At 68.8% G+C, this 12,612-nt stretch carries 11 protein-coding genes; all 11 read left to right on the top strand.

What is annotated here, in order from left to right:
• Nucleotides 1–725: 725 nt before the first annotated feature.
• The 11 genes from BOQ54_RS11970 to BOQ54_RS20265 all read left to right on the top strand — a co-directional run bounded on the left by BOQ54_RS11970 (nt 726) and on the right by BOQ54_RS20265 (nt 12,612).
• On the top strand, nt 726–2,435 hold the full coding sequence (locus BOQ54_RS11970; RefSeq protein ID WP_157672306.1) for a hypothetical protein: 1,710 nt from the start codon (nt 726–728) through the stop codon (nt 2,433–2,435).
• Between the two features lie 293 nt (nt 2,436–2,728).
• Entirely contained in the window at nt 2,729–3,223 is a 495-nt protein-coding gene (locus BOQ54_RS11965; protein WP_055457325.1) for a (2Fe-2S)-binding protein, read from the top strand.
• A gap of 114 nt (nt 3,224–3,337) precedes the next feature.
• Entirely contained in the window at nt 3,338–5,710 is a 2,373-nt protein-coding gene (locus BOQ54_RS11960) for a xanthine dehydrogenase family protein molybdopterin-binding subunit (protein ID WP_071923968.1), read from the top strand.
• Between the two features lie 64 nt (nt 5,711–5,774).
• Nucleotides 5,775–6,581, top strand: coding sequence for an FAD binding domain-containing protein (locus tag BOQ54_RS11955; protein WP_063189115.1), 807 nt, complete (start codon nt 5,775–5,777; stop codon nt 6,579–6,581).
• A gap of 443 nt (nt 6,582–7,024) precedes the next feature.
• Nucleotides 7,025–7,948 (top strand): AAA family ATPase, encoded by a 924-nt coding sequence (locus BOQ54_RS11950; protein ID WP_071924491.1) that lies wholly within the window; start codon nt 7,025–7,027, stop codon nt 7,946–7,948.
• A 104-nt stretch (nt 7,949–8,052) separates the two neighbouring features.
• Nucleotides 8,053–9,267, top strand: a complete 1,215-nt coding sequence (locus tag BOQ54_RS11945) for a vWA domain-containing protein (RefSeq protein ID WP_145979763.1) — start codon at nt 8,053–8,055, stop codon at nt 9,265–9,267.
• Between the two features lie 23 nt (nt 9,268–9,290).
• Entirely contained in the window at nt 9,291–9,614 is a 324-nt protein-coding gene (locus tag BOQ54_RS11940) for an XdhC family protein (RefSeq protein WP_019400496.1), read from the top strand.
• 34 nt (nt 9,615–9,648) lie between these two features.
• A complete protein-coding gene (locus BOQ54_RS11935) occupies nt 9,649–10,278 on the top strand; it encodes a LysE family translocator (RefSeq protein WP_071923967.1) in 630 nt (209 codons plus the stop codon).
• 20 nt (nt 10,279–10,298) lie between these two features.
• The gene (locus BOQ54_RS11930) at nt 10,299–10,985 is read left to right on the top strand and encodes an XdhC family protein (RefSeq protein ID WP_071923966.1); all 687 of its coding nucleotides are present in this window, start codon (nt 10,299–10,301) and stop codon (nt 10,983–10,985) included.
• Nucleotides 10,982–12,019 carry a molybdopterin-binding protein gene (locus BOQ54_RS20270; protein ID WP_145979762.1) on the top strand — a complete coding sequence of 346 codons (1,038 nt, stop codon included), beginning with the start codon at nt 10,982–10,984 and terminating at the stop codon, nt 12,017–12,019. Before BOQ54_RS11930 ends, BOQ54_RS20270 begins: the two co-directional genes overlap by 4 nt.
• On the top strand, nt 12,016–12,612 hold the full coding sequence (locus BOQ54_RS20265; RefSeq protein ID WP_145979761.1) for a nucleotidyltransferase family protein: 597 nt from the start codon (nt 12,016–12,018) through the stop codon (nt 12,610–12,612). Before BOQ54_RS20270 ends, BOQ54_RS20265 begins: the two co-directional genes overlap by 4 nt.

Here is a 12,612-nt window from a genome sequence, read left to right as displayed (position 1 = left end):
CGAGCTCCGCCCGCCGCATCCAGCGACATCTCACGATTTCCTGCGGCACCGCGACCCGATCTGGCCCCGGGGGCGTCCTGTCCGGGAATCGGAACCGGCAAACCCTTCGAACTGTGAATTGACCGACTGCCCGCTGGCACCGCGAAACCGGATGCCGGACAAGGGCGGATTATTTTTTAGTCATTCATCCGAGGGTTTTCAGAATGGGCCGAGTCTCGGCGTTTCACCCGCCCGTTGCCGGCAAGACACGGGCAGAGGATTTCAACCAGCAACGGCGCGCCGTCGGGACGAGCGCACAATGGGTGGCTGAACACGGCCGACCCCAGCGGCACGGCAGGCCGCCGCTGCCCCCGTCGCCCCGCGCGCCGGGGATCGCTCTTGTCGCTGCGATCCTGCTGGCCGTCGACTACGGGGCCAATGCGGAAGCGGTGCTCCGCACGCGGGGCGAGCAGATGCCCCATGGCGGTCCCCGGCCGAACCCGCAATCGCAGCGGGATGGTCGCGGCAGCGGCGCGACACAGGCGGCCGGGAACGCCACCGCCCTTTCGCCGGCGCCGGCGCGACCTGCGGGCGGGCCTCGATCCGGTCCTGCCCCTGCCGGCGGCGAGCCGCCGCATCCCGTCGTTCCCGGTCTGCGGCCGAGTCCGGCGTCCCGCCATCCGAGGGCTGCCGGGCCGGCGCGCACGGCCGCGACGGCCTCGATGAAATGCAAGGACGACCACAGCATGCAGATCCACGACGCGATACAGGCTCCGCCCAGCCGACGCGGCGTCGGCGAGGAGGTGATCCGGCGGGAGGGGCACGACCCGCACGAGGAGGTGAGCGTCACCGACCATATGCCGCTCGGCGTCGGCGGCGCGAGCATCCCCGCCAAGATGAGCCGGATCGATGTCTACCTCGACGACCAGATATCGGTGTTTCCGTTCTTCCATCGGGACGTGCCCGACGAGGTCAAGAAACTTCCTGATCTGAACAAGCTCTTCGATCAGCGGTTTTCCGAATACATCGGCGAGGTCGCGGCTTCCTTTTCCGAGGCGGTGTCCGACAAACTGTCGCAGATGGGCATCGCGGCAGGCGACGACGCGTCCATCCTCACCGTGCACGGCCGGGTGATGGCCAGCAAGGGCGGGCATTTCGAGATGCTCTATCCCCAGGGGCAGCAGGGCTATCTCCTGAAGATCACCCAAGGCGGCGAGGCGCGTTACTTTGCATTGTCGAACAAGCTGTGCGGCCTCGTCACCCCGGTTCCCGCGGATGAGGCCGGCCGTAACGCCTGGCTCGCTCAACATGCCGATCTGTTCTTCGAGGCGGATGTGCAGAACACGATGCTGCCGGCCGCTTCGTATTCCGCACGCCCTCACAAGGAGGGGCTCGATGCCAACAGTGCCGTGCAGGAAAGCGCCCTCGACATCGTCTCACATGCCATCCTGCCCCTGAAAGACGAGGCGTTCGGCGAGACCGATCTCGAAGCCGCCATTCATCTGGCACGCAGCGCCATCCTGCCCTACTACGAAGCGGGCCGGGAGCTGAGCGACGGCGAGATCAAAGAGGCGCTGAAGGCCGCCGGACTCGAGACTCTGGTCCTCGCCGGAGGGCGCGTCATCAAGGGGGGAGCGCAAACCCTCACCAAGGGCGTGCGAAAGGCCTTCGGCAAGGGCAAGTCGGCGCTGAAGGGGGCCGCCGACGCCGTCGGGGATGCTCTTGCCGGCCGCGCAAAGCCCAGCGGCCGCGGCGTCAAGGCGACGCATGCGGGCCTGCCGATGGGCGCCGGATCGGGCCGTTCGGGCCGGTTGAAACACGCTGCCAGCGAAGTCGTGAGGACATTCAGCCCCGGCGCGCAGGATCTGCGCTCGCCGTCCGTCACGAATGACCTGAAGGAGATCGGGGCTCTGGTGAGGGGCGACCGGCAGATTCAGAAGTTTCTGTCCTGCCCGAAGGAGGGCTGCGAAGCGGCGCTCGAACCCGTCATCGCCGCGCTGAAGGGGGCGGGCTACGAAACGCGCGTCCGCGGCATGTATCTGTGGAGCAACGCCAATATCGACGCCCCCAAGAATCACTTCCTTGTCCTCGCAAAAAAGCACGGCGTCGACTATGCGGTCGACGTAACCGCCGGGCAGTTCAGCGAGTTCGGCTTCTCGGGCGCCCTCATCAACACGGAGGAGGCCTGGGCGAAGACGCTCCATGACGCAGCCAGGCGCACGCTGATCAAGTACAGGGATTTCAAGACGCCGCAGGCCGCTCGGTCGGCCTTCCATCCGCTCAAGGCCGTCGGGCCCACCGATGCGCTCGAGGGTTCGGTCATCCTGTCCAGCCCGCGCTGGTACGGCGTCGCCAAGAAGACCGTCGAGATCTACAAGTTCATCGACAGGAAGAGCGGCATCTACAGGAAGGCGAAGGTGACGCGCTACCACGTCACGCGGCAGGGCAGGGGCTGATGCCTTGACGCTACCGTAAGCGGGGGATCGAAGGGCGCGACGCGGGGTCACCGCGTCCGCCGCTTTCTCCGACGGAGGTATCGCCACGTTCGATATTCTACGGCGCAAAGCGCAAAAAACGACCGCCAGCCGGTTCTCACTCAACCCTTGACCCCCGATTCCGGCCGGTTCAGACTGGATTTCGACCAGTTCCAGGGTAGGGGTCTCGATCCTGGTATCCCGTGTCCGATGTCGCCGTAAGCGACCATCGCAACGAGCCGCACGCACGTGCGCGCCTAAGGGGAGGGTTCCGAATGACCACCGTGACGATGACGGTGAACGGCAAGACCGTCAGCGCGGATGTCGAGCCGCGCACGCTGCTCGTACAGTTCCTGCGTGAAAACCTGAAGCTCACCGGCACCCATGTGGGCTGCGACACCAGCCAATGCGGCGCCTGCGTCGTGCATCTCGACGGTGTCGCCGTCAAGAGCTGCACGACGCTCGCGGTCAGCTGCGAGGGCGCGTCGGTCACGACGATCGAGGGCCTTGCCGCCGGCGGCAAGCTGCATCCCATGCAGGAGGCCTTCCGTGACAACCACGGCCTGCAGTGCGGTTTCTGCACGCCGGGCATGATCATGGCTGCCATCGACATCGTGAACCGGTGCGGGCACGACCTTGCCGAGCACACCATCCGCGAAGAGCTTGAGGGCAACATCTGCCGCTGCACCGGCTATCACAACATCGTCAAGGCCGTTGCCGCCGGGGCCGAGGCCATGCGGGCCTCATCGCTCGCGCAGGCCGCCGAATAGCGTGCCGCTCGGTCCGGCGGAGCAAGGCTCCGTCCGCCGCCGGAACAACGGATCGCGCGTCGAGCCGGCCGTCCGAGAGCCTGTGCCGCGCGCTGCAGTTTCTGGGAGGAAACGATGTCCGTGACGCATATCGGCGCTGCCGTGCGCCGCAAGGAAGACCAGCGCTTCATCACTGGCCGCGGCCAATACACCGACGACCTGTCGCGCCCGGGCCAGGCTTACGCCTATTTCCTGCGCTCGCCCCATGCCCATGCGAAGATCCGCTCGATCGACACCGCCAAGGCCGTGGCCATGCCGGGCGTCGTCGCCGTGCTGACGGGCGAGGATCTCGCCAAGGACAACGTCGGCGGGCTGATCTGCGGCTGGATGATCCATTCCAAGGACGGCACGCCGATGAAGGCGGGGCCGCATCCGGCGCTGGCGCAGGGCAAGGTGCGCTATGTCGGCGACCATGTGGCCGTCGTGATCGCCGAAAGCCTCGCCGAGGCCAAGGATGCGGCCGAGGCCGTCGAGGTCGACTACGAGGTGCTCCCCGCCGTCGTCGATCCCGCGGCGGCGCAGAAGGCGATGAAGGGCGCCGAGCCGGTGCACGAGGTGGCGCCGGACAACACGGTCTTCGCCTGGCATCTCGGCGACAAGGCGGCCACCGACGCCGCCTTCAAGCGGGCCAAGCACGTCACGACGATCGATCTCGTCAACAACCGGCTCATCCCCAATGCGCTCGAGCCGCGGGCGGCGATCGGCGACTACGATCCGGGCACGGACGCCTATACGCTCTACACCACGAGCCAGAACCCGCATGTGGCGCGGCTTGTGCTGTCGGCCTTCGTCGGCATTGCGCCCGAACACAAGCTGCGCGTCATCGCGCCGGACGTCGGCGGCGGCTTCGGCTCCAAGATCTTCATCTATGCCGAGGAGACCGTATGCGTCTGGGCGGCGAAGAAGGTCGGGCGGCCGGTGAAATGGACGGCCGAACGTACCGAGGCCTTCCTCGCCGACGCCCACGGGCGTGACCACGTTTCCCATGCCGAACTCGCGACGGACGACAAGGGCAAAATCCTCGGCCTTCGGGTGAAGACCACCGCCAATCTCGGCGCCTATCTCTCCACCTTCGCTTCCTCGGTGCCGACCTATCTCTATGCGCCGCTCCTGTCCGGGCAGTACGACATTCCGGCGATCTATTGCGAGGTCGATGGCGTCTACACCAATACCGCGCCGGTCGATGCCTATCGCGGAGCCGGGCGGCCGGAGGCAACCTTCGTCGTCGAGCGCCTCATGGAGGTGGCGGCGCGGCAACTCGGCATCGACCCGGCACAGTTCCGCAAGCGCAACTACATCAGGAAGTTCCCGCATCAGACGCCGGTCATCATGAACTACGACGTCGGCGACTATCACGCCTCGCTGCAGAAGGCGCTGGAACTCGCCGATTACAGGAACTTCGGCAAGCGCAAGCGCGAAAGCGCGCGGCGCGGCAAGCTGCGCGGCATCGGGTTCTCGTCCTACATCGAGGCCTGCGGCATCGCCCCCTCGCGGGCCGTGGGCTCGCTTGGCGCGGGCGTCGGCCTGTGGGAATCGGCGGAGGTGCGCGTCAATCCGACCGGCTCGGTCGAGGTGCTGACCGGCTCGCACAGCCACGGTCAGGGTCACGAGACGACCTTTGCGCAACTCGTGTCGGACCGGCTCGGCATTCCCATCGACCAGGTGACCGTGGTGCATGGCGATACTGACAAGGTGCAGTTCGGCATGGGCACCTATGGCTCGCGCTCGGGTGCCGTCGGCATGTCGGCCATCGCCAAGGCGCTCGACAAGGTCATCGCCAAGGGCAAGAAGGTCGCCGCCCACGTCCTCGAGGCGGCGGAAGGGGACATCGAGTTCAAGGACGGCCGGTTCGCCGTCGCCGGCACGGACAAGGCGCTCGGCTTTGGCGAAGTGGCGCTGCAGGCCTATATCGCCCATAAGTTCTCGGGCCAGGAGCTGGAGCCAGGGCTCAAGGAAGGAGCGTTCTACGACCCGACCAACTTCACCTTCCCGGCGGGGGTGCACATCTGCGAGGTCGAGGTCGACCCGCAGACCGGTGTCACCCGCATCGAGCGCTGGACCGCTGTGGACGATTTCGGTGTCGTCATCAATCCGATGATCGTCGAGGGCCAGGTGCACGGCGGTATCGCACAGGGTGTCGGCCAGGCGCTGCTCGAGGGCGCGCGCTACGACAAGGACGGGCAGCTGGTGACGGCGAGCTTCATGGACTACTGCATGCCGCGCGCCGACGACCTGCCGTCATTCAACGTGGGCATGACGTCGACGCCGTGCCCCTCCAACCCCCTTGGCATCAAGGGCTGCGGCGAGGCGGGGGCCATCGCCGCGCCGGCCGCTGTCGTCAATGCCATCACGGATGCGCTCGGCCATGAGGACATCGCCATGCCGGCGACGCCGCAGGCCGTCTGGCGCGCCTGCCGCAAGGCGCCGATGCGCATGGCGGCAGAATAGGGCTCAGGATCGGGACAGGCCCCGCCGCGCCCCGCGGCGGGGATATCGGAACGGGGAGAAATCCATGTACGCCTTCGACTACCACCGGCCGACGAGCCTGAGGCAGGCGGCTAACATGCTGGCGAAGAACGGAGATGCCAAGCTGCTCGCCGGCGGCCACACGCTCCTCCCGACCATGAAGCAGCGGCTCGCCGCGCCTTCGGCCCTCATCGACCTCAACGCCGTCGCCGAACTGTCGGGCATCGAGCTCAAAGGCCGCTCGCTCGTCATCGGCGCCATGACGCGGCACGCGGCCGTCGCTACGTCGCCCGTGGTGCGCGAGGCGCTGCCGGCACTCGCCGAACTCGCCGAGGGCATCGGCGACCCGCATGTGCGCAACCGCGGCACCATCGGCGGCTCCATTGCCAACAACGACCCGGCGGCGGACTATCCGGCGGCGTGCCTTGCGCTTGGAGCGACCATCGTCACCAACAAGCGCAAGATCCCGGCCGAGGAGTTCTTCACGGGCCTGTTCGAGACGGCGCTCGAAGAGGGGGAGATCGTGACGAAGATCTCCTTCCCCCTCGTCGGCAAGGCGGCCTACGAGAAGTTCCCCAATCCCGCCTCGCGCTATGCGCTCGTCGGCGTCTTCGTCGCCAAGCGCGGCGGCGACATCCGCGTCGCGGTGACGGGCGCGGGCGGCGACGGCGTCTTCCGCGTGCCGGCCATGGAGGAGGCACTGAAGAAGCGCTTCTCGCCGAAATCCCTCGAAGGCGTGACGGTGCCGGCCGACGGGCTCAACAGCGACATCCATGCGGATGCGGAATACCGCGCCCACCTCATCGGCGTCATGGCCCGCCGCGCGGTGGCGAAGGCGGCGAACCGGGGGTGACCGGGCGGGCAGAACCGTCGCCTTTCTGAAAGGACGCGCCCTCCTCTTGTCACGCCCGGCCTCGTGCCGGGCATCCACGCCTCGACGTGCTGCTCGACGTTCAGGACGTGGATGGCCGGGACAAGCCCGGCCATGACGGGTGGAGCGGGCGTGCGCCACGCCCGGCAATGATGGGTGGAGGTGTTGTGCGCCATGTCCGGCCGTTACACCGGCACGCCGCTTCCCAGCCGTCATGCCCGCGCTCGTCGCGGGCATCCACGCTGTGCCGCCGGCACCCGGTTGCAGGGCGTGGATGGCCGGGACAAGCCCGGCCATGACGGGCAGGGAAGGTGTGCGCCATGTCCGGCGGGAAGCCGCGTGGGCGATTACGGGCGCCTCCCGGCTTTCCTCCCATCGCGGCCGTGCGTAACCTGCGCTCCGATCATCTCATGACGAAGGACCGCATGACCCAGCCCCTTCCGCTTCCCACCTCCATCGACGAGACGGTCAAGCTCCTCAAATCGGCCGGCTATGTCAGCGACAGGCCGCTGGCGACGGTGCTGTTCTTGGCGCTGACGATGGAGCGACCGCTCTTCCTCGAGGGCGAGGCAGGGGTGGGCAAGACCGAGATCGCCAAAGTGCTGGCGACCTCGCTCGGCCGCCGCCTGGTGCGGCTGCAGTGCTACGAGGGGCTCGACGTCGCCTCCGCCGTCTACGAATGGAACTATGCGGCGCAGATGATGGCGATCCGCCTCGCCGAGGCGGCGGGCACCGTCGACCGCGAGCAGCTTGAGCACGACATCTTCTCCGAGCGCTACCTCTTGCGCCGGCCGCTGCTGCAGGCGCTCGAGGGCGACACCGCCGGCCCGCCGGTGCTTCTCATCGACGAACTCGATCGTGCGGACGAAGCCTTCGAGGCCTTCCTGCTCGAGGTGCTGGCGGATTCCCAGGTCACGGTACCTGAACTCGGTACCATCCGTGCGGAACGCCCACCCATCGTCATCATCACCTCCAACCGCACGCGCGAGATCCATGACGCCCTGAAGCGGCGCTGCCTCTACCACTGGGTGGACTATCCGACGGCGGTGCGCGAACTCGCCATCCTCAAGGCCAAGGTGCCGCAGGCGCCGGCGCGCCTGTCGAAGGAGGTGGTGGCCTTCGTGCAGGCGCTGCGGCGCGAGGAGGTGTTCAAGGTGCCGGGCGTCGCCGAGACACTGGACTGGGCCACGGCGCTCGTGGAGCTCGACGCCGTGGCGCTCGACCCGGCCATCGTCTCCGACACCCTCGGCGTGCTCCTGAAATATCAGGACGACATCCAGAAGCTGCAGGGCTCGAAGGTCAAGGAGATGCTCGATGCCGTGCACGCCGACCTGAGGGCGGCGGAGTAGCCGACGCTTCGGCAGAAAAGCGGCGATCACCTTCCCTTGAGACGAAGGGCGGGCAGCCGGCGGCGGCTCGTGCATCGCAGCACGAGAGCCTATATGGTACCGGGATGCAGGGGATCGATGCCGGCATGGACGGCAAGCTCACCGAGAACGTTGCCTATTTCGCCCGGGCGCTGCGCGCTGCCGGCCTGCCGGTCGGGCCGGGCAGCGTCGTCGATGCCGTGCAGGCCGTCGCCGCGGCGGGCATCGGCGGGCGCGAGGACTTTTACTGGATCCTGCATGCTGTCTTCGTGAAGAAGCACGAGCACAGCGCGCTTTTCGACCAGGCCTTCCGCCTCTTCTGGCGCCGGCGGGCGCTCGTCGAGAAGCTCATCGCCATGATGAGTCCCATCGCGCCGGGCAGTCCGACCGAGGACAAGCGGCCGCCGGGCGCGGCGCGTATCGCCGATGCCATGGCCCCGCCGCTCCGCCCGCCCGAAGAGGTGCGCGAGGAGGTCGAGTTCTCCGCCCGTCTCACCGTTTCCGATCGCGAGGTGCTGCGGACGAAGGACTTCGCCCAGATGAGCGCGTCCGAGATCGCCCGCGCCCGTCAGCTCATCGCCCGGCTGCGCCTGCCGGCCGACCGGGTGAAGACGCGCCGCTACGCCGCCGACCCGCACGGCAGCCGCATCGACGCGCGCCGGAGCCTGCGCCGCACCTTGCGGGCCGGCGGTGGCCTCATCGAGCTCGCCATGCGCGAGCGGGCCGAGAAGCACCCGCCGGTGGTGGCGCTGGTCGACATCTCGGGCTCGATGGCGGAGTACAGCCGCATCTTCCTGCATTTCCTGCATGCGCTCACCGAGAGTCGTCGGCGGGTGACGAGCTTCGTCTTCGGCACGCGGCTCACCAACATCACGCGCGAGCTCAAGGCGCGCGACCCGGACGAGGCGCTGGCGCGGGCCGGTGCGCTGGTGCGCGACTGGGAGGGCGGCACGCGCATCGCCACCTCGCTCGCAGCCTTCAACCGGCACTGGTCGCGGCGCGTGCTGGCGCAGGGAGCGGTCGTTCTCCTGTTCACCGATGGGCTGGAGCGCGATGTGGGCGACGACCTCTCCTTCGAGATGGACCGGCTGCACCGCTCCTGCCGCCGGCTTGTGTGGCTCAACCCGCTCCTGCGCTTCGACGGGTTCGAGGCGCGGGCGCGCGGCATCAGGGCCATGCTGCCGCATGTGGACGATTTCAGGACGCTGCATAATCTTGCCGCGATGGAAGAGCTGTGCGCGGCGCTCGCCGGGCCGGCGCGCCGGGCGGAGGATCCGCGGCGCTGGCTGGCGGCGGCCTGAGGCCGCCGGAAAGGGACGAACCGATGTTCGCGAACGAGGAAGACATCCTGAAACAGGCGGAGAAGTGGAAGCACGAGGGCCGCGAGGTCGCCATCGCCACGGTGGTCGAGACCTGGGGCTCGGCGCCACGGCCGGTCGGCAGCCATCTCGTCATCGACGGGGAGGGCAATTTCCTCGGCTCCGTCTCGGGGGGGTGCGTCGAGGGCGCGGTGGTGACGGAAGCGCTCGAGGTCATCGACGAGGGCAGCCCGCGCATGCTGGAGTTCGGCGTCGCCGACGAGACAGCCTGGAAGGTCGGGCTGTCCTGCGGCGGGCGTATCAGGGTCTATCTCGAGCCGCTCGATTGAGCGGCGGCGCAGCCGGGCAGCAGGGGAAGGGAACATGCCGCCGATCGAAACACTCATCGCCTTTGCCGCGGCGACCGCGGTCTTCGCCTATATGCCGGGGCCGGCGATGCTCTATGCCGCGGCGCAGACCTTCGCGCGCGGCCGGCGCGCCGGCTTCATGGCGGCGCTCGGCATCCATCTCGGCTGCTATGCGCATGTGCTGGCGACGGCGTTCGGCCTGTCGGCGCTGCTCGCGCTCGTGCCCGTCGCCTTCACGGTCATCAAGGTGCTCGGCGCCGCCTATCTCGTCTGGCTCGGCCTCAGGATGATCCTGCAGAAGGCAGACGCCGGGGCGTCGGAGGCGGCGGCTCCGAAATCGGCCCGCCGGGCCTTTGCCGAAAGCGTCATGGTGGAGGTGCTCAACCCCAAGGCGGCGCTGTTCTTCCTCGCCTTCCTGCCGCAGTTCGTCGATGCCGGGGCGGGGCTGCCGGTCTGGCAGCAGCTGCTCATCCTCGGCACGATCGTCAATTTCGCCTTCTCCTCGGCGGATATCGCGGTCGTGCTGACGGCCTCGGCGGTGATGCGGCGCCTCGGGCGGGGCGGCTGGAGCGAAAGGCTGACGCGGATCGCGGGCGGCTCGCTGCTGGTCGGGCTCGGCGTCAAGCTTGCGACGGACAAGAGTTGAGGGGCTGAAGGGCGGATGGCATGAAGCTCGACCTACTGGCGGCGATGAACGCGGAACGCGCCGCGCGGCGCGCCTGCGTGCTGGTGAGCGACCTCGACAGCGGCGAGCAGCGACTGGTGGTCGAGGCGGCGCTCGACGAGGATCCGCTGGCGCCGCTCCTCCGCGCGCAGCTGCGTTTGGGCAAGAGCGGCATGGTGGAGAGCGGAGGGCGCCGTCTGTTCCTGACGGTGCAGGCGCCGCCCGTCCGCCTCGTCATCACCGGCGCGGTGCACATCAGCCAGGCGATGGTGCCGATGGCGCGCCAGCTCGGGCTCGATGCGGTGATCATCGATCCACGCACCGCCTTCGCGACGCCGGAACGCTTCCCCAATGTCCGTCTCGTGCCGGAATGGCCTGACGAAGCCCTGCCCCGGATCGGGCTCGACCGCTACACGGCCTTCGTCGCCCTGACGCACGATCCGAAGATCGACGATCCGGGGCTGTCGGCTGCCCTGCGCAGCGACTGCTTCTACATCGGCGCGCTCGGTTCCCGGAAGACGCATGCCCGACGTGTCGAGCGGCTGACGGAGGCCGGGTTCACGCCCGTGGACATCGGGCGCATCCACGCCCCCATCGGCCTGTCCATCGGCGCCGTCAGCCCGGCGGAGATCGCGCTTGCCATCCTCGCCGAGGTGGTGGCGAGCCTGAGGCAGGGGGACGGGGCATGAGGTTCGGCTCGCTCCGGGTCGTCGACGCCATCGGCGGCATCGCCGCTCACAGCGTGCGCGCCGGCGCGGTCGTGATCCGCAAGGGGCATCGCCTGACACGGGAGGATGCGCAGCGCCTGAAGGCCGCCGGCGTTTCTTCGCTGACTGTCGCGATGATGGAGCCCGGGGACGTCAACGAGGATGAGGCGGCGCACAGGCTCGCCTGCGTGGTCGCGGGCGAGGGGGTGCGCGTCGAGCATCCCTTCACCGGCCGATCCAACCTCTTCGCCGAATGGCCGGGCGTCTTCGTCGTCGAGGCCGAGGGCGTCGATGCCGTCAATGCGGTCAGCGAGGAGGTGACGCTGGCGACGCTGCCCGCCTTCAAGCCCGTGGTGGCGGGCGAGATGCTGGCGACGGTCAAGATCATTCCCTATGCGATTTCCGGCAACCTCCTGGAGCGGGCCGAGGCTGCCGCGCGCCACAGCGCGCCGATCCTGAAGGTACTGCCCTACCGGCTGACTTCCGTGGGAGTCATCTCCACGCGCCTGCCAGGGCTCAAGGAGAGTGTCATTGACAAGACGCTGCGCGTCCTCGCCGGGCGGCTGGCGCCCACCGGGGCGGTCGTCGCATCGGACGAGCGCGTGGCGCATGACGAGGCGGCGCTGTGCGAGGCGGTGGCTGCCGTCGCGGAGCGGCCGGACATCGACATGGTCATCGTCTTCGGTGCCTCGGCCGTCGCCGACCGGCGGGACGTAGTGCCGGCGGCGATCACGGGCGCTGGCGGGATAGTCGATCATCTCGGGATGCCGGTCGATCCCGGCAATCTGCTGCTCGTCGGCCGGCTCGCCGGCAAACCCGTCCTCGGCGCGCCGGGCTGCGCCCGTTCACCGAAGGAGAACGGCTTCGACTGGGTGCTGCACCGGCTGCTCGCCGGTCTCTCCGTCACCTCCGCCGATATCATGCGGCTCGGCGTCGGCGGCCTGCTGATGGAGATCGTCTCGCGGCCGCAGCCGCGCGAGGGCGGCGAGCCGCAGCCCGAGGACAACGGCGCATGAGCGCGGTCGCGGCCATCGTGCTCGCGGCCGGCCGCTCCACCCGCATGGGCGCGGCGAACAAGCTGCTGTGCCCGGTCGATGGCGAGCCCATGGTGGCGCATGCCGTTGCCGCCGCGCTCGCCTCGCGCGCCCGTCCGGTCATCGTCGTGACGGGGCACGAGGCCGACGAGGTCGAGGCCGTGCTGCCGAAGGGCGTCACGGTCGTGCGCAACGCGGACCATGCGAGCGGCATCGCCTCTTCGCTGCGCTGCGGCCTCGCGGCGGTGCCGGATGAGGCGGGGGCGGCCGTCGTGCTCCTCGGCGATATGCCGCGCGTCGGCGCTGCCGCCATCGACACGCTGATTGCGCTCTTCGCGGAGGCGCCGCGGGTGGCCGCCGTGGCGCCGAGCTGGCAGGGGCAGCCGGGCAATCCGGTGCTGCTCGCGCGCCGGCTCTTCGCCGACGTGATGCAGCTCGTGGGCGATGAGGGCGCGCGCCGGCTGTTCGCCGGCCGCAGCGATGTCATGAATGTGGCGATGGATGATCCCGCCGTCGCCATCGACATCGACACGCCCGAGGCGCTGGCCGGATTGGCGGCCAACGAGGGCAGATAG

This window comes from Chelatococcus daeguensis (assembly GCF_001887265.1).
Classification (GTDB): Bacteria; Pseudomonadota; Alphaproteobacteria; order Rhizobiales; family Beijerinckiaceae; genus Chelatococcus_A; species Chelatococcus_A sambhunathii.
Note: the sequence above shows the minus strand (reverse complement) of the source record. Positions and strands in the feature narration are given on the sequence as shown.